Raw genomic sequence first — 22780 nt, forward strand, 5'->3', positions numbered from 1 at the left:
GATATGATGGATGTACTTAGCACGTTTACAGTTGTCTTACTGTTTGGACTGGGAATCATGAATTTACTTGCAGTGTTGACGGTCATCTTCTTGGAACGGCGTGATATTGGTGCGACATGGGCCTGGATGCTCGTCCTCTATTTCATTCCGATCGTTGGATTTTTAATTTATTTATTTTTTGGACGCCTACTCAAGAAAAAGGATTTTTATCATGTTAAAGAAGAGGAGCGGTTGGAACAGTCACGACGTGTCGAGCTACAGATTGCAGAATTGAACCATTTGGGTGACCTTCGACGGACATATCCGTTGATCGAACGATACAATCAATTGATTCAAATGAATCTGAAATCAAACGGGTCATTACTCAGCCTGAAAAATGAAGTGACGATTCTATCAGATGGTGAACAAAAATTTAATCGAATGATGACAGACATCATGAATGCCAAACATGAAATCAATATCCAGTATTACATCATCCAAAAAGATTCCCTTGGCTTAGCATTGATTGACGCATTGACGAAGATGGCGCGTCAAGGAATCAAAGTCCGTTTATTGTATGATGCAGTAGGCTCTCGTGATTTGAAACGACAAGATTTTAAAGACTTACTTCATCATGGTGGAGAAGTGTTTGCGTTTTTTCCACCGACGTTTGGAGTCATTAATTTTCGAATGAACAACCGGAATCATCGTAAGTCTTGTATCGTCGATGGGCAGATTGGTTACATCGGAGGCTTTAATGTCGGAACGGAGTATTTTGGAATTGATGAGAAATTCGGCTATTGGCGTGATACACATTTTCGGCTAGAAGGTGAGGTCGTTCACGATCAATTGGATCGATTTATTTTGGATTGGAATCAAGCGAATGACATCTACACGGATAAAACGCTCTTTTATTATGGATCTCACGAAATCAATCAGCCGTTACCCATGCAAATTGTCACATCCGGACCAAATTCTGAGACAGAACATTTAAAAAATGTATTGATTAAAATGATTTCACTTGCTAAGAAATCAGTAATGATTCAGTCGCCTTATTTCATACCAGATGCCAGTTACATGGATGCGTGTAAGATGGCGCTATTGTCTGGTGTCGATGTTCGAATCATGATTCCGAATAAACCGGATCACCCATTCGTTTACTGGGCGACGACAGCCGCAGCGGGAGAACTGATTGCCTATGGAGCGAAAATCTATACGTACGAACCAGGGTTTCTTCATGCAAAGACAATTGTCGTCGATGGAGAGATTGCTTCAGTCGGAACGACGAACATTGATGCCCGGAGTTTTCGATTGAACTTTGAAATGAACTCGATTGTATATGACCGAGCGACTGCGCTCGAGTTAGAACAATTATTTCTCGCTGATTGTGATGTATCAAAGTTGTTAACTGCTGAAATATATGCAGAACGGTCGAGGCTGATTAAATTTAAAGAGAGCATTTCTAGATTGTTGTCTCCGATTTTGTAAGGAAGAAAAAGTAAAGGTATGACTTTGATCACGATTCGTTCGAAACAGGTTTGAGAAGGCAAAGAAAAAGAGAAATGGTATAGTGGGATTGAAAAAGATAAAGGAGAGTGGAAGAAGTGGCAAAAGCAATCAAGTTATTGATTTCCGACATGGATGGTACGGTTTTATCGAGTAATCAAAAAATCGAACAGGAAACGATTGATGCGATTAAGGCGGCAAAGGAACAAGGCGTCGATTTTGCGATTGCAACAGGGCGGAACTACTTAAATGCGAAGGAATTAACGGATCAAGCAGGAATCGTTTGTCCAATCATTGCATCGAACGGTGCACGTGTCATGACGCGCGATGGTGAACAACTGAGCGCAACGACGTTGACGGCTGAACAAGCGCAACAAATTTATAGTATCATCAGCCAATATGAAGTGTTTTTCGAGATGTTCTGTGATCAAGGTCTCGTAACAGCGCAAGGCGCAACAATCGATGCAGCGTATGACTCATTAAAAGATATGAGTCGTGAAAGTGACCGTGCGAAAGAAGTTCTCGACTTTTTCTATAAACGCTATTACGTCAATGAAGATGTAAAAATGATTGATGGGTTCCGTTCCTTCATCCGGAATCAGGCGGGACAAGTCTTTAAATTCATCTCATTCTCGTTCGATCAAGACTTAATGAATAAGATTTGGAAAGAAGTCGAAGAAAAAGTTGACGGCATTTATGTGACGTCGTCTGGTCACGATAACATCGAAGTCATGGCAGTCGGTGCCGATAAAGGAACAGCTGTCAAAACGTTAGCGAAGCACTTAGGTGTATCAATCGATGAGGTCGCAGTCATCGGTGACAACTTAAACGACGTTCCAATGTTCAAAGTCGCAGGTGTTGCGATTGCGATGGGAAATGGACATGAAGATGCAAAAGCGATTGCCTCTCACGTCACAAAAACAAACGATGAACATGGTGTCGGTCATGCAATCAGTCAACTTGCAGCCGGAACATGGTCTTAACGGGAGGGTAATATGTTTAAAGCGTTTAAAGAGTTTGCCTTTCGCGGAAATGTCGTTGATTTAGCGATTGGTGTCATCTTAGGGGCAGCATTTAGTAGTATCATCAAGGCACTCGTCAACAGTATCTTCATGCCGTTGATTGGCATCGTAGTTGGTGGAGTAAATGTAAAAGGATTATCAGTGTCCGTCGGGAGTGCAGAATTATTGTATGGACAGTTTCTTCAAGCAACGATTGAATTCATTTTAATTGCCTTTGCGTTGTTTTTATTCGTCAAAGCTATCAATCGTTTTCGGAGTAAAGAAGAAGTTACGGAAGAAGTCCCGGAACCGACGACGGAAGAAAGACTGCTTACAGAAATTCGAGATGCACTCGTCAGTCGAAACGATGATCGTATTTAAGTAGAAAATTAAATCAAGAAAAAACCCGTCAGCTTTTCTACTCGTCGTAGCAGTAGAAAATGCAGCGGGTTTTTCTTATAAAATGGAAATGAGTTGATTCTCTGAACAAACTTGAAGGGAAAATTGTTTTTCGACACCTTGATCAAATTGAACATCGAGAACGTCTCCTGTTAAATGAAGAACAGTCCCTTCGCCAAATGATTTATGGGCAATCCGCATCTTTTCCTCGATTGGTAATAGTTCTACGGGAGGACGCATACTCGGTCGAACTTGTGCTTGCTGTTTTTGTCGTTTAGCGGCATCTGGATTCAGGATTTGTCGCACGTTGCCAACAAAAATCGATTCTTCGACGACTTTTGATTTGTAGCGATACGAAATCAAATGGAGTTCATGACGTGCTCGTGTCATGCCGACATAGAACAACCGAGCAGCCTCTTCCATTTCTTCGAGCTGACCATCTTTATAGGATTTGATATTATCTGATGATGGTAAAACGCCATTGATTAAATCAATCATGAAGACACGATTAAATTCGAGTCCTTTTGCACTATGGAACGTGGAAAGCGTGACTGCGTTTTGATGTTTATTGGACTTGGCATCACGCATCAGTTGCTCTAAGTGAACAATACGCTCCTTGAATGCGAGAGCGGTCGGTAAGTCACTGGCGACATTTTCAATCGTGTTCAACATCTCAAGTAAATAATCGATACTGAATCCAAGACTGTCACTCATCTTACGTAAGTTTTTTTCGTATCCGAGTTCATTACGAATCAAAGCAAGAGCAGCAGCCGGACGGGCAGTTTGAATCGAAGCGAAAACAGTTTTCATCGTTTTTAATTGTTTCTTTTGGTAAAACTTCATCTCGACATGTTGAAGTAACAAGTCAAACGCATGTTCACCATTACGTAATTCATAGAGGCGTTGCAACTGGACTTTAGAAATATAGCCGGCAAACTTCGTATGAATTTGTGCCAATACATCGATGTCGGAAGGATCCTGGGCGAATTCGATAAAATGTAAAATATCTTTTAGGACCCAGTGACTGAAGAATTTATGATCGACATCTTTAATGTAAAATGGAACATTTGCTAAATCGAGTGCATTCATGACATTGATTGACGATGCATTGTTCCGGTAAAGAATCGCGACTTCCTCAAAGTTCGTTTCCTGCCGCAACTGATTGATGACATATCGCGTTTGATCTTCATAAGAAGCAAGCTGTTCAATCGTAATCGGACGGACGGATGGATTTTCTGTGAACATTTTTTTCGGATGTCGTACTTTATTCCGTTGAATGAATTGATTCGCCGTTTCGACGATTTCTTTTGACGAACGATAATTTTGTTCCATATACAAAACCGTTGCATCCGGGTACGTGTCCTTGAAGTGGATAATCTTCGAAACATCGGCACCACGCCAGCTATATAAAGTTTGGTCATCATCAGCGACAACACAGAGATTGTTATGCGGAAGAGCCAATTTTTCAACGAGTTGATGCTGGACGAGAGAGGTATCCTGACTTTCATCCGTCAATATATATTCGAAACGTCGTTGATAGTTAGCTAACAAAGAAGCATCGTCAGCAAGAATCGTATTGGCATACGTCAACATGTCATCAAAATCCATCAAAGGATGTGAGGGATCGCGCAGTTTAAATTGTTCATATGCAAGATAGATTTCTGTGAAGTTTTTAATCGTTGTTTTTAATGTACGAATATCTTTTTCGACGAGGAGGCGGTTTTTGACAAAAGAAATCATCCGTAACAACTCGTCCATTTGATCTTCTGTGATGACGCTACGGTTTATTTCCTGGAAAATACGACGTAATACCATTCGTTTATGCATCGGCTGATTCGCTGTCTTTTCCAAAGCACCTTCGATGATCGTATATTGTAACTGATTCAATGACGCATAATCTCGCACGACCTGAAAAGCGAAACTATGGATGGTGGAAAAGGACGCAGTCGTCCCAATAAGATGATGAAACCAACCGTGAAACCGTTCCGCCATTTCATGGGCTGCTGCTTTACTAAACGTCAAACCTAGAATCGCTCGTGGATTTACTTTCTTTTCTAAGATTAAATAAGCAATTTTAAAGTTTAAGGTAGTTGTCTTACCAGACCCGGGGGAAGCAAGTAACAGAAGCGGACCTTCATCATGCTCAATCGCAGCACGTTGGACGGGGTTCAACTTCGTACCAGTTTCAAGCTCCATTTTTTTAAAGAAATCATCGGACATGTCAATCTTCACCTCTAACATCTGTAAACTCGATTTTCTTTCCCTAGTTTAGCATTTCCGACATCATAATTGATTAAGGAAGTAAAAGAAGTGGAATAATATTAGAACGAAACAGAAAGTATGATATGAGAAAAAATGAGAAGTGACTTCGTTTTTCGGTGAGTTATGTATAGGATAAAACTTAAAATCAGTGTAAAATGGGAATTGATGTAAGTCTAGTGAGCTAAAGTAGCTCTTTTTGAAATAGACGGAAGGATGAAAAAAACCATGTCTCAAATCAGATTATTTATGTATACGGATGAACACTATGAGCAATGCGATGCCTTTATACTTCCGGAAGAACAAGTTCAATTTACGACTTTCCCGACTCGTGTCGTAACGGAAGCGTTAGAAAATCCAGATAAGTTTCCTGTCGTCATCAAAAAAGACTTGGAAGTCGTCGGCTTTTTCATCTTGCACTTAAACCCCCCGAAAACGCATCGGACAGAAGAACAAAGTGTTCTCTTACGTGCATTTTCGATTGATGCTAAACATCAAAAACAAGGGTATGCCAAAGAAGCGATGTTGCAGCTACCAAAATTCGTTCAGCAACACTTTCCACAAGTAACTGCCATTACATTAGCTGTCAATAAAAAAAATATCGCGGCTAAATCGTTATATTTTAAAACCGGTTATGTAGATACGCTCCAATCAGTCATGGGACCAATCGGCGAACAACACATACTCGCTTTTAGCTTGCAAAAAGAAACGCAATTAGAGCGTTGAGTACCATCGAAAAGGCTTGAGATACAATCGGATGATTTTGAACAGGACGAAATTAAAGAAGGGATTGCGCATCGATTTTAGATGGCAATCCCTTCTTTAATTTTTTTTAGAGCAAATCACGTGTTTCGGACTCTCGGTCTAAAAGTGCTGTGCTTTTTATATTTACAATTCGTAGATCGCAATATCCGCTGTCAAATCACCGATTAACGTAATATCCTGACTCGTTGATTTCGGGAAAATGCGAGTGGAAGCGACAGCTTCACCGTCATTCAAAAAGATTTCGATTGATGAGCGATCAACGAATAGCCGTAGTTGATGTAACGGTTGTTCTAATTGAACAGTACGTGTCGTACCGTAATCGACAGCAGGAACTTCAGCGCCAGAACGACTACGATCAAGCGTAAAGCGTTGTGTCATCGCATCATAAGTTAGGACGGTTGCTTCCTGGTCAGCGGCTCGAACATGTATCTCGAACTGCGTTGTTTGAAGTGCTAAGTTTGATAGATCGAGTTCAAATGTCTCTGCTTGGGCCATCACCATCGCATGATTAATTTCAGTAGATTGCGCGTAAATTGTACGTTTTCTAAGAAGATCGAGTTCACGGACAGGCAATTGTTTCAAACGTCCTTCCTGCAACGTCAGTTCACGTGGAAGTGTTAATGCATGAGCCCAGTTATACATGTCGCTCGGGTATGAAATGTCTGGTAAGCCCATCCATCCGACTAAAATCCGGCGTCCATCTGCTGCTTGCGTCGTTTGGGGGGCATAAAAATCAAACCCGAAATCGAGTTCTGAGAAGGCATGGTGTTGATACGTTAACTCAGGCAAAGCTAGTTTTTCCCCAATCATGTATCCGGATTGGAAAATGTTTTGATAAGCGTCCCCGTCCGGCTCAATGCCTTGTGGGCTGAATAATAAAATACCTTTATCGTCGAGCTCGAAGTAATCAGGACATTCCCACATGTAGCCAAAGTCAGGGTATTGTGTCTTCAACTCTCCGAGGAACGTCCATGTTTCAGTATCTTCCGACTGATAGAGGACGGTGCATCCCGTTAAATCGTCGCGCTGAGCTCCGATGATGCAATACCATGTACCAGACGCTTCCTGGAAGACTTTCGGGTCGCGAAAATGTTCTGTATAACCTGCAGGAACGTTCGGAATCGCAGGAGGTAAGTGTTTGTCGATGCGACCATCCGAACGCAAATGACCAACGATTTGACTTGGATGCCGTACCCAATCTGCATCGCGTTTGTTTCCTGTATACATAATATGGACAGCATCATCCTTAATGAAGCCGCTACCTGAGTATGCACCATGGGAATCTGCATCATCGTTCGGAATAAGTGCCGCGCCTTCGTCAAACCAATGGACTAAATCTTTTGATGTCATGTGGTACCAATACTTTAGACCATGAACAGGTCCAAGTGGGAACCACTGATAAAATAAATGATACGTTCCGTCGTGATATACAAAACCGTTCGGATCGTTTAGGAGACCGGTTGGAGGTTGGATATGGTAAGAAAACCGCCAAGGAGAATTTCTTACTTCTTCCTTCATTGTTTGATAAACTTCCGGTGCGATATCTGAGAGGGGGCGATAGCGTGCCTCGCGTGTCCACTGATTCATGCTGACAGCTCCTTATGCATTTATTTATATTTTTTCTTCTATTTGCTTACATTACGGAGAGCGTTCCCTCTTGTCAATGTCTAATGTTAGCGATGGAACGTCAATCGACCTTTACCAAGTTTTTTAGAATCATATAGTGCAATATCAGCACGGTGGATGACTTGTTCAACCGATTCGTTTAATCGTCGCGTCGCAATTCCGATACTTACCCCAATCTGAAGTGTGGATTGATTGATGACATAGGAATCTGAAAGATACGCTATGATTTCTGTTCCGTACTGATCGAGTAAATCAAAGGATACGACATCGTTCAAAACGATTAAAAATTCATCTCCGCCAAGTCGTGCGATCATACTGTTCGGGCGTCTCATCTGGCTTAAACGTTCAGCTACTTCTTTTAATAATACGTCACCTGTCTGATGTCCAAATCGATCATTGATTGCTTTGAAGCCATCTAAATCAATATAAAGATAGATTTCGGGCGTTTCATTTAAAGAAATCTCATGTAAGTAGTTCGACAGTCCGTTTCGGTTCGGTAAACCGGTCAGCGGATCGATGAGCGCTAACGTCTCATACGTCGTTCGTTGCTGTTCTGTATCAGACAGCTGAGCAATCAGTTGACGTAAGGCAACCGATAGAACGGTGATTTCTCGAATTCCTTTATGGGACGGGATTGAGATTGAATGATCGTGTTGCATCTGCTCAGCAGCCAATGTAATTTTCTTGAGTGGTTTCGTAATGAGTTGCGCGATGAACCAACCGATGACGGCAGTAACGATGGAAGCAATCAGTCCAGCGAAAAAAATAAATTTCTTCAATAGGATGGCGTCGTTAAAAGCGATTTCACTTGGTTGACGGACAAGAATCGTCCAGCCGAGACCATCGTAGTTTTTGTAGCCTTGGCTTTTAGTCGAGCCGGTCAAATAGACATTTCCATCAGACCATTCCGATACATGATAACCGGACTCGACGGGTTCGACGAGATTCTGTGGGAGCGCTTTACCGCGCCACTCATTCGGTCCGAGTAAAACAGTCCGTTGATTTTCGCTGACGATGAAAAATTCTAAACCCTCGATTTGTTTGGTTGAACTCTTAAAGCTTTGTTCGATTTCTTTTGCCCAGGCGAAGCTCAGGTGCGCTGCAAGGACGCCAGTCAATCGACCATCAGTGAATAAAGGGGTGCTGATATCAACGAACTGTAAAGGTTCATTACTCGGATTGGGAAGCAGTTTTGCAAGCAAGACGGCATCATGGACATCACCAATGAATGGGCGTTCTGTCGCTTCTTGGAAGACGGGGCGTGATTGAATCGATTGCCCTTCTAAGATTTGATCCGTCGAAGCACGCACTGTACCGTTCGCATCGAGTAGACCAATCCAAGAGAAATCAGGAATTTGTTGCTGAAGTTGTTCTAACGTCGTTCGCGTGACAGGGAGGTCTGCTGAATTTTTAAGCGTCGGAAGCGTAGCAAGTAGATTAACTTCTGCTGCCCGTGACCACATGTAATGGTCGAGTTTATCAGACAACTGGTAGGCAGTCGCAGACAACGTCATTCCGACTTCTTCTTTTAGGCGATCTGTTGCACGGTCACTAATAAAAAAGGTTAAACATAAGGTCATTGTAAAAAAGAGTAGGGCAATTAGCATTGCAAGTAACACATCAAAACGAATTGATAACTTTTGCATCTAGTGAGCTCCATTTCACCTGTAAATATACGATGACGTATTCTACTTTATTTTATCATAGTTCCTCGACAGGTCTTGAAATTTGACGAAAACTTCGACCTCCTGGTTCGTATTAGAAATACTTTTCTGTTCGAAAATATAACTTAGTTTCCGCCAAAAAGATTGTCCGATTTGATTTTTTGGAAGAACAGCTAAACGAATGACGTCTTTGTTCTTTAAATAGCGTTCATGAAAAGTATGATAAAGGATTGTACCGACTCCCTGGTGATGATAGCGGCCATCAATCAAAAAGAGACCAATCCAAGTTGATCCGTCCCTTGGATGTTCAGGCAAATAGTCGATAATTGCAAAAAATCCCGCATCACTTCGACATAGAAGACTGACGGTTTCGGGGTTAAGGAACTCTTCTGTGAATGCTTGACGAGTTAAAGGAAGTTGACGATTTTCTAGCTGAGCATATGCCAGGTTGTGATTAAAAATGGTTTGAACATCTTTAAAGTGGTCCGGGGTGATTTCAATAAACGTAACGTCCATGTCGAACCTCTCTTTCATCAATTTCGTAACATTCAATGCTTTTATTATACAAAGAGCAAGTGGGTTTTGATTACATAATTGTAAGAAAAGGAACTTTTTCTTTTATTTCCCGTACAATGTAAAGGTAGAGTAAAAAAATGAGGAGGCGAAAAAAATGTTAAAGATTGAACATATCTCGAAGCGGCTGGGAAAAGAGCAAATCTTAAAAGATGTCAGCTTTGAAGTTGCACCCGGAGAAGTCTTTGGATTTTTAGGTCCGAACGGTGCAGGGAAAACGACGACAATTCGAATCATTACAGGGTTGTTAGAGCAGGACGAAGGTAAAGTGACCGTGAATGGACATGATGTCGTCGAGGAGCGTTCGAAAGCATTGACGCAAATTGGAGCGATTGTCGAAAATCCGGCATTTTATCCGTATATGACAGGGAAGCAAAACCTCGTTCATGCGAAAAACTTAATTCCAGGTTTAGGTGAAGTCGACTACGAGGCACTTTCCCGTCTCGTTGGGCTGGAAGGGAAGCTGTCGAAAAAAGTCGGCGAGTATTCTCTTGGGATGAAACAACGTTTAGGAATTGCCCGCGCTTTATTACATAATCCGCGTGTTCTCATTCTCGATGAACCGACGAACGGGCTTGACCCAGCCGGAATCGCAGAACTGCGTGAGTATTTACGGGCGATGGCTCGGGATCAACAGATTGCGATTTTAATATCGAGTCATATGTTGGGTGAAATGGAGCAGATTAGCGACCGGTATGCCATCATCGATCAAGGTGTCATCAAATCTGTCGAATCCGTCCGCAATGAGACGGGATCGAAAATTTTATTACGTGTTGCGACGGAAGAAACGGAAGACGTACTTGAAGCACTTAAAGCAGCAAACTATCAAGCGGATCTGTGGAATGATCGAATCGTCGTTACGGCTCCTGAAACGTCATGCCCGGCGATTGCTCGCCTAGTCGTTCCGATTGCTGATTTACACGAGTTAACCATTAAACGGATGACGTTAGAAGAACAATTCTTGCAAGTCACGAAAAAAGAGGGGGATTCACATGCTTTCACTCATACAAAATGAATGGATGAAATGGTGGACGATGAAAAAATCGAAAATCGTATTGGCCTTGTATGTACTCGTTACGATTGGAATCATCATAATCGCAAAGACAAATGATATCGATTTTACGCGAAGTGAATTTTATTCAATCACGTCGATGGTTTTAATTGCACTGCTTGGTATCATCACAATCGTCTTCACAGCTGAAGCGATTGGTAATGAAGTCCGGTATGATACGATGAAACATTTATTGATGAGTCCATATTCTCGGATGACGATTTATTTCTCGAAATTAGCGTTTTCCGTTCTCATCATGCTCGGTCAGTTCCTGTTTATCGTCCTGCTTTCATACGCATTGTCATTTACGTTCTCTGAAGCTGGAGACCCACTCGTCATGCGGGATACCTGGTTACAACTGGTAGGTCCAATCTTTACGATTTTCATGACGTTATTCTTTTCGCTCGTTTTCCGCTCCGTCGGAATGATCATCGGTTTTACTGTACTTGCTCAGTTCTTTACTTCGATTGCCGGGAACGTCTTGCTTGCCTTTAAACCAGAAATCGCGAAATGGATCGTCTTCATGCACCTCGATTGGTCGATGTACTTCGATGGTTCACTAATGGCAGAGATGGCTAATCAAATGGACACGACATTGACATTCTCCGTGCTCTTTGTACTTGCGCATATCTTAGTATTGCTCGGTGGATCAATTTTAATCTTCCAAAAGAAATCATATACGTAAAAAAATCCCGTCCTCATATGATTCGTGAGGGCGGGATTTTTTTAATTACTTCACTCGATTGGAAATCGGGAAAATCCGCTGGAAAAACTCGATTAATGGACCATTCAATAACAAGAACACAAAGGTTCCGACACCAATTCCAATCAATTCGTGTTCGACGATGGAAAGAACACTTGCGATGAGGAAAGGGATTGCTAAGCTGATCGTCGCACCGATTGTCGTACTGTTAAAACGACTGATTAACGATTTCATCAAGTAATCAGGCGGCATTAAGACGAAGCCGATTTGTAGATAAAGGGCGAGACCTAATGAAATCATCGGCATCCCGATTATCATATAAACCGAACGGGTTACAAGGTTCGATGGCACATAGAGTAACTGATGAATAGCTAAGAAAAAGTCAATCGCAACACCAAATAAAACGACGAGCGAAAAACTTAAAATAATTGTCCACCAACTAAAACGACTTCCTAAAGCGAGAGCGCTGGCGAGCGCGAAGATATGCAGACAAACGATTGCTAACCCGACCGTTAAAGGTGAAATTCTCGCTAAAGCTTCGCTGGCGGAAGTCCAAGGAGCACTCCCGATTGCGGCGGTGACCATAAAGCTGTTCCCTAAGGCGTTGATGATGATAGAAAATAAGTAAATCGTAATTCGTTTTTGTTGACTCATGGTGGAACGTAGCAAGTGATGCTACGCTTCTCACCTCCTTTTCAGACAGTTTTACGTTAAGGTATACCCTAAAAGTGTTGATTCTTTTCATGGAAATTCAGGAAATCCCATTGCGAAACCCTTACTGGACACGACATACTGAAAACAATTCAAAGAAATGGGGAGAGACGATGACTTATTTTGGTCAGAAAATTTTACCGTCCGTCAGGAAACTTGAGGACTTTGAAAAAATGCTGAAAAGTCCGTATGAATACGGGGTGTTACTCGAGATGCACGTCTCGCGTTTAAAGTCGGTTTATGAATTAGCCAATCGATATGATAAAAAAATGTTTTTGCATATGGATTTAGTTCAAGGACTAAAAAATGATGAATACGCGACGGAGTACGTCTGTCAGGAATTAAAGCCATATGGTGTCATTTCGACGAAAGCGAGCGTCATCTTAAAGGCGCGTCAAAAGAAAGTTAAAACGATGCAACGGATGTTCTTGCTCGATTCCAGTTCACTCGAAAAAAGTTATCAATTGATGGAGCGGACTCAGCCTGATTATATCGAAGTGTTACCCGGATTGATGCCAAAATACATTGAAGAAGTTAAACGAAAAACGGGACGACTCGTTTTTGCGGGTGGGTTGATTGATACGGTCGAGGAAGTAGAACAAGCGATCGCAGCGGGTGCGTCGAGTATTACGACGTCCAATAAAGAGTTGTGGCGACATTTTGAACCTGAACGATGAAAGCGCTATGATAAAACGCACAAAAAGTGTTTGACAGCGTTTTCATCGATTGTTATAGTGACATTAAGTTAATACACAGTGACGGAGAAATCGGAGATTCACGCTTTTATTCCCTTTGAGTAATTCTCAAGAGGGAGGAAGTGTGAATCTCTTTTTTTTGTTGCTATTTTTATAAAAGGGGGAATAGAACATGTCAGCAGTACTAGCAGAATTTTTAGGGACAGCCTTACTTGTTGCGTTAGGTAACGGAGTCGGGGCAGGGGTTTCGCTATCAAAGTCGTATGCTAAAGACGCTGGATGGATTGTCATTACGTTTGCTTGGGGATTTGCGGTAGCGTTGTCCGTCTATGCCGTCGGTCAGTTCAGTGGAGCCCACTTGAACCCTGCCGTCACACTCGGATTAGCCTTTGACGGTTCATTTGCTTGGGCAGATGTACCAGGATACATGATCGCGCAGGTCTTAGGTGGAATCGTCGGTGCCAGTATCGTTTATCTTCATTACTTACCGCACTGGGCAGAAACAAAAGACCCGGCAACAAAATTGGGTGTTTTCGCAACGTCACCCGCTATTCCACATACATTCGCAAACGTAGTCAGTGAATTGATTGCTACGTTCCTGCTCGTCGTCGGAATCTTATCGATTGGTGCTAATACGTTCTCAGATGGTTTGAATCCACTCATCGTCGGCTTTTTGATTGTTAGTCTCGGTATGTCATTCGGGGGAACGACAGGCTATGCAATGAATCCGGCACGTGATTTAGGACCGCGGATCGCACACTTCATTTTACCGATTGCAGGAAAAGGATCATCGAATTGGGGTTACGCTTGGATTCCAGTACTCGGTCCCGTATTAGGCGGAAGCTTAGGTGGATTATTTTATCGGTCTGTTTTCTCAGGCAAGGATACACCGGCCTTCATTATCGTCGGACTTGTGACAATTGTCATTTTAGGTTTATGCTATAAATTCGGTATTCGTCCGAATAAAGAAACGTCAGTAGCGTCAAAGTCAGCTTAACTTACTAGATACAAAGGATGGGGAAGAGATGGAGAACTACATTTTATCATTAGACCAAGGAACAACGAGTACACGAGCGATTCTGTTTAACCAAGCAGGGGAAATCGTTCATTCCGCCCAACGTGAATTCACGCAGTATTTTCCAAAACCGGGTTGGGTCGAGCATAATGCGAATGAAATCTGGGGTACAGTCCTTGCAGTTGTCGCAACATGTTTAACAGAAGCGAACGTAAAAGCGAATCAAATCGCTGGAATCGGGATTACGAACCAACGTGAAACAGCAGTCGTTTGGGAAAAAGAAACGGGTAAGCCAATTCACAACGCAGTTGTTTGGCAATCCAGACAGACAGCTGAAATCTGTGAAGAGTTACGTGAAGCGGGTCATGGTGAATTGTTCCGTTCAAAAACTGGTCTTTTAATTGACGCTTACTTCTCAGGTACAAAAGTCAAGTGGATCCTCGATCACGTCGAGGGGTCACGAGAACGTGCAGAACGAGGAGAACTCTTATTCGGAACGATTGATACGTGGTTGATTTGGAAGTTGTCAGGTGGAAAAGCGCACGTGACAGACTATTCAAATGCCAGTCGGACATTGATGTACAACATTCATGAACTGAAGTGGGATGACGAATTACTTGAGATTCTTGATGTGCCTAAAGCCATGCTTCCTGAAGTCCGTCCGTCGTCTGAAATTTATGCGAATACAGCAGGTTATCATTTCTTCGGTGAGTCGGTTCCGATCGCTGGAGCAGCAGGCGATCAGCAAGCGGCATTATTTGGTCAAGCTTGTTTTGAAAAAGGAATGGCGAAAAACACATATGGTACAGGATGCTTCATGTTGTTGAACACAGGAGAAAAACCAGTCGTTTCGGATCACGGCTTATTGACGACGATCGCTTGGGGTGTCGACGGAAAAGTCGAATATGCACTCGAAGGAAGCATCTTCGTTGCCGGATCAGCAATTCAATGGTTGCGCGACGGCTTACGTCTCATTAATGATGCGAAGGAAACGGAAGCTTACGCAAAACGTGTCACTTCTTCAGACGGCGTCTATGTCGTTCCGGCATTCGTCGGACTCGGGACACCTTACTGGGATAGCGACGTCCGTGGAGCAGTCTTCGGCCTGACGCGTGGAACAGAAAAGGAACACTTCATTCGTGCGACACTCGAGTCGCTTGCGTATCAGACACGCGACGTCTTGACGGCGATGGAGCAAGATTCAGGAATTGAAATGTCAGCACTTCGTGTTGATGGTGGTGCTGTTAAAAATGATTTCTTAATGCAGTTCCAAGGCGATATCATCAATGCACCAGTCGAACGTCCGGAAATCAATGAGACGACGGCACTTGGTGCTGCATATCTTGCAGGACTCGCAGTCGGATTCTTTAAGGACAAAGAGCAAATCGCGGCACATTGGAAAATGGATCGTCGTTTCGAACCAGAGATGGATGGAACAGAAAGCGATGCATTATATGACGGATGGAAAAAAGCTGTCCAGGCAACGATGTTGTTTAAATGATGTGACATATGTTATATTGGGTATAAGTTAATAAACCGGTCGGAGAATATGGAGAGACCACAACAGCAGTTGGCATAGTCAGCTTGTTCGTTGTGGTCTCTTTTTTTCTTTTTCGAACCTAACAGGAGGAACTATTCATGGCTAACCAATCTTTTTCAAGCAAAAACCGTACAGACGTCTACAATCGATTGACACGTGAAGAACTTGACATACTCGTCGTCGGTGGCGGAATTACAGGCGCAGGAATCGCACTCGATGCTGCGTCACGCGGCATGAAAATCGGTCTCGTTGAAATGCAAGACTTTGCAGCCGGGACGTCAAGTCGTTCAACGAAACTCGTCCATGGTGGTTTACGTTACCTGAAACAATTTGAAATTCAAATGGTCGCTGAAGTCGGGAAAGAACGAGCAATCGTCTATGAGAACGGACCACATGTTACGACACCGGAGTGGATGTTACTACCGATGCATAAAGGTGGTACATTCGGACCGTTCAGTACGTCAATCGGACTCCGTGTCTACGATTTCCTAGCGGGTGTCAAACGTTCAGAATGGCGTTCGATGTTATCTGCAAAAGAAACACTCGCAAAAGAACCGTTAGTCAAACAAGACGGATTAAAAGGTGGCGGCTATTACGTCGAGTACCGGACAGATGATGCACGATTGACGATTGAAGTCATGAAAGAAGCCGTCAGTCACGGAGCACGTGTCGTCAACTATACGAAAGCTGAAGAAATCATCTACGAAGCAGGTAAAGTCGTCGGTATGCGTGTGACAGATCTCTTAACAGGAGATGTTCATGAAATCCGTGCTAAAAAAGTTGTGAATGCGACAGGACCATGGGTCGATGAGTTACGTGAGAAAGATGGTTCAAAAGTCGGGAAACAACTTCGTTTGACAAAAGGGGTTCACGTTGTCATCGACCAATCTAAATTCCCACTCAAACAAGCAGTCTATTTTGATACACCAGACGGTCGGATGATTTTCGCGATTCCACGTGACGGTAAAGCATATGTCGGAACAACCGATACGTTCTTCGATAAAGATACAGCGCATCCGAAATTCACTGTCGAAGATCAAGATTATGTCTTAGACGCGATTCGCTACATGTTCCCAGAAGTCAAAGTCACGGCGGAAGACGTCGAGTCAAGCTGGGCTGGTGTTCGTCCATTGATTTATGAAGAAGGGAAAGATCCTTCTGAAATTTCACGGAAAGATGAAGTATGGCAGTCAGAGTCAGGACTCATCACAATCGCAGGTGGTAAATTGACAGGATACCGCAAAATGGCAGAGCATGTTGTCAACCTGGTCGCGAAACTATTAAAAGAAGAAACGAACCGTGCCTATGCGCGTTGTTCAACAAAAAATATGCCAATCTCAGGTGGACATGTCGACGGAGCAAAAGGTTTCGAACGGTTCTTGAAATCGCAAGCACCAGCAAACGGACTCACTTCAGAAGAAGTCTTGTTCCTTGCGCAACGTTACGGATCAAACATCTCTGAAGTATTGACGTATGCTGCAGCTTACGATCAAGCAGAAACAAAACTTCCGCGTGATGTCTATGCACAGCTCCATTATGGAATTGAGCAAGAAATGGTCGCACGTCCAATCGATTTCTTTATTCGTCGGACTGGCGCTGTCTTCTTCAATATCGCTTGGGCACGTCAGTATAAAGACGCAGTCATCGAAGAGATGAAACAACACTTGAACTGGACGGAAGAACAAACGAAACAGTATACAGAAGAATTAGAAATTGAAATTAACGATGCGTCACACGCACTCGTTACTGAAACAGCTTCTGCCGCTAACTGAATGAAATAAGTGTGTAATGCCCCCGACGACACGTCGGGGGCATTTGAGGTTGTAGACAAATGCTTATGAAGCGTGAACATGCGATATCGAGATGCTATCAACTCGCGATTCCCTGTCCCGCCTCGTTTTCCAAGTGGCAATCGATCGCGCCGCTACAGCAAAGTTGCAGGAGCGCGACCGATTGCTTTTCGCGGTCTAAAGCGATTCAAGACGGATTGTGCTCTAAACCGTATGCATGCCTTTCCCTCACGGTATCACCTAAAAAGCGTCACGTGTCGTTGACTCCTACGGGTGAAAGTGCGTGTTTAACGCACTTTCAGAGGCAGGCAAGACCCTGCTCGTTGTCCATTAGGATCAAGGCGCAATGGCTTGCGCCTCACCCGAGGAAAGCAACGAAAAAAACCGCTTTTATTTCTCGAGATTACTTTATCTACACGTTGTAATGCTCCCTACAATACGTCGGGGGCATTTTTCCATGACTTGAAATCAGATTAATTGCAAGAGGTGTCGCTGAGGATTATGCTTAGTCCATACTGAAAAATCAAAGGGAGTTGGAATGAAATGAAAGTAGAAGTATGGTCAGATTACGCGTGTCCGTTTTGTTACATCGGGAAAAAACGTCTAGAAAAAGCAATTGAAGCGAATGGAATGAAAAATGTCGAGGTCGAATTTAAAAGTTTTGAACTCGATCCGAATGCACCGGCTGAACCGACGAAAGGATTATATGAAATTCTTGCTTCGAAATACGGTACGACAGTCGAGGAAGCACGTAATATGTCACAAGGCATCGTTGAGTCAGCGAAAGCTGACGGATTAATGTACGAAATGGATCGTGTCGTTCCTGCCAATACATTTGAAGCTCATCGCTTGACTCAACTCGCGAAAAAACATGGTAAAATGGATGAGATATCGGAAGCACTCTTTCAGTCTTACTTCATGAAAGGGGAGAACTTGAACGATCCGTCAATCTTGACGCGCGTTGCGCAGGAAGTCGGACTCGACTCAGAAGAGGTTGAGGCATTCCTTGCATCAGATACTTCAACAACTGAAGTCCGGGAAGAAGAAGATATGGCACGCGAACTTGGTGTGACAGGAGTTCCCTTCTTCGTATTTGATCGTAAATATGCGATTTCAGGGGCGCAACCCGTTGAAGCGTTTAGCCAAGTGATGGACCGGATTCAAGCGGAACAAAAGATTGAAGTCGTAGCAGATGGTGATGCTTGCGGAGTCGATGGTTGTAACTAAAATCCAGGCTAACAAAAGGAGAACGTACCCTACATGAAACTTATCTTTCACCCTGAAATTCGAGATGCGCGGATTAACCTTGCTGTCGAAGAATTCATCTTGAATAACTTGAACGTCAATGAAGAAGACTATTTTTTATTTTATATCAATGGTCCTTCCATCATCGTCGGAAAAAATCAAAACACGAATGAAGAAGTCAACTTGAAGTACGTCGAGGATCATGGCATTCACGTCGTGCGTCGTCTATCTGGTGGTGGAGCGGTTTATCACGATGAGGGAAACTTGAACTTCAGTTTCTTGACGAAAGATGACGGTGATTCGTTTAATAACTACAAAAAGTTCACGGAGCCTGTCGTGCAAGCCCTTCACAAACTGGGCGTGGAAGCTGAGCTATCTGGGCGAAACGATATTCATGTCGGAACGCGTAAGATTAGTGGGAATGCTCAGTTTACGACCCGTGGACGGATGTTTAGCCACGGGACATTGATGCTTGATTCGAATATTGAAGAAGTCGTCAATGCGTTAGTCGTCAGCGAAGAAAAAATGCGATCAAAAGGAATCAAATCAGTTCGTAGTCGTGTCGCCAATATTTCTGAATTCTTAACTGAACCGTTGACGATGGATCAATTCGTTGATCATCTGCTCGCTTCGATTTATGAAGGAAAAGAAATCGAGCGTTATACGTTGACGGAAGCAGATTGGGAAAAGGTTAATGCGATTTCAGCAGAACGGTATGGCAACTGGGACTGGAACTTCGGCAAGTCTCCGAAGTTTGATGTCATCCATAAAAAACGTTTCCCGATCGGAACGATTGATTTCCGGCTTAATGTTACGAAGGGCATCATTCAAGAAGCGAAAATCTATGGAGATTTCTTTGGTGTCGCGGATGCCTCGGAAATTGCTCAAGCATTAGAAGGAAAACGATACGACCGTGCGTCATTGCGGGAAGTATTAAGTCAGTATGAATTAAAAAAATATTTTGGTGCTGTCGAACTAGACGAAGTACTCGACGTTTTAGCATAAGCTTTTTTGGGAAAACTCTCTCTATCAACTTGCATAGGGGGAGCTTTTTTTATGGGCTACAATAAAGATAACTTTTTAGAAGGTACGTTAGAGGATTTCATCAATTTTGAACAGGTCTCAGAAGGGTTACCAAAAACAGAGGATAATCAACCGCTCCCTTACTATGAACGTGACGATTATCGTGCGGCCGGGAAATTAAAAGGCAAGGTCGCAATCATCACTGGTGGTAATTCCGGAATCGGACGTGCCGTATCGCTTGCCTATACGCTTGAAGGTGCGAAAATCGTCATCGCCTTCTATGGCGACCAAGAGGGCGCGGAAGAAACGAAAGCGCGTGTCGAAGAGCTTGGTGGGGAAGTGCTCCTGTCTAAAGGAGACATTGGAGACGCAGCTTATTGTGAAGAACTCGTTCAAAAAACAATCGACAAATTTGGCCGCCTCGATATTGTCGTCAATAATGCGAGTATGCAAAAACCAGAAGACTCGCTTCTCGATATTGAAGACAAGTCGCTGGAGAAGACATTCAAAACAAATATTTTTGGAATGATGCGTCTTGCACGTGCTGCTTTACCACACCTCAAGCAAGGATCTGCCATCATCAATACAACATCATCAACAGCATATGAAGGCAATGCCCTTCTGATTGATTATTCTTCAACAAAAGGGGCGATCGTCAGCTTCACGCGAAGTTTATCCATGAATCTCGCAAAACAAGGGGTTCGTGTCAATGCTGTCGCACCAGGTCCGATTTGGACACCGTTGATCACAGAGACGTTCCCCGATGAATCGGTAAAAACGTTTGGTAAAAATACACCGATGGATCGACCGGGCCAACCGGCAGAAATGGCATCCGCGTACGTGTTCTTAGCATGTAACGATTCGAGCTATATGACAGGACAAGTGCTTCATCTCAATGGTGGCGTCATCGTCAACGGATAATGATAAAGAACGTGAAAACGTTTCCATAAAATGATATACTATCCATACTAACGCAAGCGTTATGTATGGATTTTTTTTGCGTAAAAAATGAATGGTTGTTCATTTGAAGGGGGAAGTTAATGATGATGGGATTGATTCATTCTGTAGAGGAGACCGCCCGGAGAAGTCCGGATGCAGTCGCCTACGTCTTCGAAGACACGAAAGTCAGTTATCATGAGTTTGTCGAGAAGTTCCACCGGGCAGCAGGGGCATTAGAAGCGAACGGGATTCGCAAAGGAGATCATGTTGCATTGATACTTGGGAACAGTCCAGCGTTTTTAGTTGGGTATTATGCCATCATGAAGCAAGGGGCGATTGCGATTCCAATCAACCCAACATATACACCGGATGAAATCGGGTACATTTTGATGAATGGGGACGTTAAAGGAATTCTTGGGATCGCTCCGCTCGTCGAAGCAGCAAAAGCACGGTTAGTTCATTTACCGAACTTATCCGTTGTCGTATCGGTGCCGTTTAACGGGGTAATTGGCCCAAGCGAAAAAATCGGGAATGTTGAATTTACGACGTTAGAAGACTGGCTTTCCATCGAACATCCGGTCAAAGACGTGATGAATGAACTCGATGATACGGCAGTCATTTTGTATACGAGCGGAACAACAGGGAAACCGAAAGGCGCCATGCTCTCACACCGTAACTTAACATCAAATGCACAATCGATTGGTGAATACTTAAATGTGTCAGAGCGCGACCGGACGCTCGCTGTGTTACCGATGTTCCATGTCTTTTGCTTGACGGTCGTCGTTAACGCTTCACTTGCACACGGAGCATCAATCATCATTGCACCACGTTTTTCACCGCAAGAAACGTTTGAACTGGCGAAAAAAGAGCAAGTTACGATTTTTGCCGGCGTACCGACAATGTATAATTTCCTTCTTCAGACGGTTCAAGCCCACCCGCATTTTGCAGATTACTTTGCGTCAAGCCGATTATTCGTTTCCGGTGGAGCGAGCTTACCGGTTCCTTTACTTGAATCATTTGAAAAGACGTTCAACTGTCACATACTAGAAGGATACGGCCTATCAGAAGCCTCACCCGTCACGTGCTTCAATCCGTTAAATGGAATCCAAAAGCCGGGGTCGATCGGTCCGTCCATCATCGATGTCGAAAATAAAATTGTGGACGAACTCGGACAAGAATTACCGGATGGTCAAGTCGGAGAGTTAATTGTCCGTGGACCGAATGTCATGACGGGCTATTATAAGATGCCGGAAGAGACACAAGCGACGCTACGCGACGGTTGGTTATATACGGGAGATCTCGCGAGAAGAGACGAGGACGGTTATTTTTATATCGTCGATCGGAAAAAAGATATGATTATCGTTGGTGGTTACAATGTCTATCCACGTGAAGTCGAAGAAGTGCTCTATAAACATCCAGGGGTCGTCGAAGCTGCCGTAATCGGTGTACCAGATGAAGAGATGGGAGAAGCCGTCAAGGCATTTATCGTGTTAAAAGATAGCGTCACAGAAGCAGACCTTCTCGATTTTTGTGCGATTTCACTCGCGAAATACAAGTGTCCGACACGTCTCGAATTCATTGATCAATTGCCACGCAATACGACCGGAAAAATTTTACGGACCGTGTTGAAAAAACAACCATCCAATTCATGACATCCTTCTTAACCGACGACGTTCAAGCGTGAACATCGTCGGTTTTTTAGTATATTCATGAAAATGAGAGGTTTTTGAAGGCGCGTTTGAGTGCATATACTCTAGAGAGGAGGACGATAAAATGAACATTGCATTGATTGCACATGACGAGAAAAAAGATGAGATGATCATGTTTGCCCGGGCCTACCAGGACTATTTAGCAAAGAATCAATTGTACGCCACGGGGACGACAGGGAAGCGGATCGTCGAAGCGACGGCGCTCGACGTACACCGCTGTAAATCTGGACCACTTGGTGGCGATCAAGAAATTGGCGCGATGGTTGCTCGAGGGGAAATTGACATCGTGATCTTTTTACGTGATCCGTTGACGGCACAGCCTCATGAACCGGATGTATCGGCCTTGATTCGCTTATGTGATGTCTATGACTTGCCGTTAGCGACAAATGTCGGGACGGCTGAGATTTTAATTAATGGGCTTGAACAAGGTGATTTTAAATGGCGTGAAATTATTCAAAAGCGACGGGAAGAGGAACAAGATAAATTTTCTTCGTAACAAACTGTTTGAGAACGCTTCTCATTTTCGTTTCATCGTGTTATAGTCGTATTGAAGATGATACTGATTATCAATTGCGATAGAAAAGGGC

20 protein-coding genes are annotated in these 22780 nt (G+C 43.4%); 15 read left to right on the forward strand and 5 right to left on the reverse strand.

Translation table 11 applies throughout. From position 1 onward, the window contains the following. Positions 1 to 3 precede the first annotated feature (3 nt). The 3 genes from cls (at position 4) to mscL (ending at position 2867) form a co-directional block, all read left to right on the forward strand. Complete coding sequence (gene cls / locus KNQ02_RS05225) at positions 4 to 1467, forward strand: cardiolipin synthase (RefSeq protein WP_214765526.1); 1464 nt, start codon at positions 4 to 6, stop codon at positions 1465 to 1467. Between the two features lie 116 nt (positions 1468 to 1583). Then, positions 1584 to 2468 (forward strand): Cof-type HAD-IIB family hydrolase, encoded by an 885-nt coding sequence (locus tag KNQ02_RS05230; RefSeq protein ID WP_214765523.1) that lies wholly within the window; start codon positions 1584 to 1586, stop codon positions 2466 to 2468. A 12-nt stretch (positions 2469 to 2480) separates the two neighbouring features. After that, a complete protein-coding gene (mscL, locus tag KNQ02_RS05235) occupies positions 2481 to 2867 on the forward strand; it encodes a large-conductance mechanosensitive channel protein MscL (RefSeq protein WP_029332829.1) in 387 nt (128 codons plus the stop codon). 75 nt (positions 2868 to 2942) lie between these two features. Here mscL and KNQ02_RS05240 read toward each other — a convergent pair whose 3' ends face one another. Continuing rightward, entirely contained in the window at positions 2943 to 5105 is a 2163-nt protein-coding gene (locus KNQ02_RS05240; RefSeq protein WP_088836468.1) for an ATP-dependent helicase, read from the reverse strand. Positions 5106 to 5372: 267 nt separating this feature from the next. Between KNQ02_RS05240 and KNQ02_RS05245 the strand changes: the two genes are divergently transcribed. After that, the gene (locus tag KNQ02_RS05245; protein WP_088836469.1) at positions 5373 to 5870 is read left to right on the forward strand and encodes a GNAT family N-acetyltransferase; all 498 of its coding nucleotides are present in this window, start codon (positions 5373 to 5375) and stop codon (positions 5868 to 5870) included. Positions 5871 to 6032: 162 nt separating this feature from the next. Here KNQ02_RS05245 and KNQ02_RS05250 read toward each other — a convergent pair whose 3' ends face one another. The 3 genes from KNQ02_RS05250 to KNQ02_RS05260 all read right to left on the reverse strand — a co-directional run bounded on the left by KNQ02_RS05250 (position 6033) and on the right by KNQ02_RS05260 (position 9715). Continuing rightward, positions 6033 to 7496 carry a glycoside hydrolase family 32 protein gene (locus tag KNQ02_RS05250; RefSeq protein ID WP_088836470.1) on the reverse strand — a complete coding sequence of 488 codons (1464 nt, stop codon included), beginning with the start codon at positions 7494 to 7496 and terminating at the stop codon, positions 6033 to 6035. Between the two features lie 86 nt (positions 7497 to 7582). Next, positions 7583 to 9181, reverse strand: a complete 1599-nt coding sequence (locus tag KNQ02_RS05255) for a sensor domain-containing diguanylate cyclase (RefSeq protein WP_088836471.1) — start codon at positions 9179 to 9181, stop codon at positions 7583 to 7585. 42 nt (positions 9182 to 9223) lie between these two features. Beyond that, the gene (locus tag KNQ02_RS05260; protein ID WP_088836472.1) at positions 9224 to 9715 is read right to left on the reverse strand and encodes a GNAT family N-acetyltransferase; all 492 of its coding nucleotides are present in this window, start codon (positions 9713 to 9715) and stop codon (positions 9224 to 9226) included. Positions 9716 to 9869: 154 nt separating this feature from the next. Between KNQ02_RS05260 and KNQ02_RS05265 the strand changes: the two genes are divergently transcribed. Both KNQ02_RS05265 and KNQ02_RS05270 read left to right on the forward strand, forming a co-directional pair. Then, the gene (locus KNQ02_RS05265; RefSeq protein ID WP_214765516.1) at positions 9870 to 10787 is read left to right on the forward strand and encodes an ABC transporter ATP-binding protein; all 918 of its coding nucleotides are present in this window, start codon (positions 9870 to 9872) and stop codon (positions 10785 to 10787) included. Further along, positions 10765 to 11508, forward strand: coding sequence for an ABC transporter permease (locus tag KNQ02_RS05270; protein ID WP_088836474.1), 744 nt, complete (start codon positions 10765 to 10767; stop codon positions 11506 to 11508). The genes KNQ02_RS05265 and KNQ02_RS05270 overlap by 23 nt, the downstream gene beginning before the upstream one ends. 45 nt (positions 11509 to 11553) lie before the next feature. Here KNQ02_RS05270 and KNQ02_RS05275 read toward each other — a convergent pair whose 3' ends face one another. Further along, positions 11554 to 12195, reverse strand: a complete 642-nt coding sequence (locus KNQ02_RS05275; protein ID WP_239456834.1) for a YczE/YyaS/YitT family protein — start codon at positions 12193 to 12195, stop codon at positions 11554 to 11556. 155 nt (positions 12196 to 12350) lie between these two features. On the opposite strand from KNQ02_RS05275, the gene KNQ02_RS05280 reads away from it, so the two are divergent. From KNQ02_RS05280 to KNQ02_RS05320, 9 genes are all read left to right on the forward strand, one after another. After that, positions 12351 to 12914, forward strand: coding sequence for a glycerol-3-phosphate responsive antiterminator (locus tag KNQ02_RS05280; protein ID WP_088836476.1), 564 nt, complete (start codon positions 12351 to 12353; stop codon positions 12912 to 12914). A 190-nt stretch (positions 12915 to 13104) separates the two neighbouring features. Further along, complete coding sequence (locus KNQ02_RS05285; protein WP_214802676.1) at positions 13105 to 13929, forward strand: MIP/aquaporin family protein; 825 nt, start codon at positions 13105 to 13107, stop codon at positions 13927 to 13929. A gap of 28 nt (positions 13930 to 13957) precedes the next feature. Further along, a complete protein-coding gene (gene glpK, locus KNQ02_RS05290) occupies positions 13958 to 15448 on the forward strand; it encodes a glycerol kinase GlpK (RefSeq protein ID WP_214765506.1) in 1491 nt (496 codons plus the stop codon). Between the two features lie 137 nt (positions 15449 to 15585). Then, positions 15586 to 17259 carry a glycerol-3-phosphate dehydrogenase/oxidase gene (locus KNQ02_RS05295; protein ID WP_088836478.1) on the forward strand — a complete coding sequence of 558 codons (1674 nt, stop codon included), beginning with the start codon at positions 15586 to 15588 and terminating at the stop codon, positions 17257 to 17259. A 561-nt stretch (positions 17260 to 17820) separates the two neighbouring features. Beyond that, positions 17821 to 18504 carry a DsbA family oxidoreductase gene (locus KNQ02_RS05300; RefSeq protein ID WP_088836479.1) on the forward strand — a complete coding sequence of 228 codons (684 nt, stop codon included), beginning with the start codon at positions 17821 to 17823 and terminating at the stop codon, positions 18502 to 18504. A 33-nt stretch (positions 18505 to 18537) separates the two neighbouring features. Continuing rightward, entirely contained in the window at positions 18538 to 19527 is a 990-nt protein-coding gene (gene lplA / locus KNQ02_RS05305; protein ID WP_029332843.1) for a lipoate--protein ligase, read from the forward strand. Between the two features lie 51 nt (positions 19528 to 19578). Beyond that, entirely contained in the window at positions 19579 to 20466 is an 888-nt protein-coding gene (locus KNQ02_RS05310; RefSeq protein WP_159172707.1) for an SDR family oxidoreductase, read from the forward strand. 125 nt (positions 20467 to 20591) lie between these two features. Continuing rightward, positions 20592 to 22136: a fatty acid--CoA ligase family protein gene (locus KNQ02_RS05315; RefSeq protein ID WP_214765571.1), complete on the forward strand. Its 1545-nt coding sequence runs from the start codon at positions 20592 to 20594 to the stop codon at positions 22134 to 22136. A 121-nt stretch (positions 22137 to 22257) separates the two neighbouring features. Beyond that, positions 22258 to 22689, forward strand: coding sequence for a methylglyoxal synthase (locus KNQ02_RS05320; protein ID WP_088836481.1), 432 nt, complete (start codon positions 22258 to 22260; stop codon positions 22687 to 22689). Positions 22690 to 22780: the final 91 nt, after the last annotated feature.

The organism is Exiguobacterium sp. s102 (genome assembly GCF_018618635.1).
Lineage (GTDB): Bacteria > Bacillota > Bacilli > Exiguobacteriales > Exiguobacteriaceae > Exiguobacterium_A > Exiguobacterium_A oxidotolerans.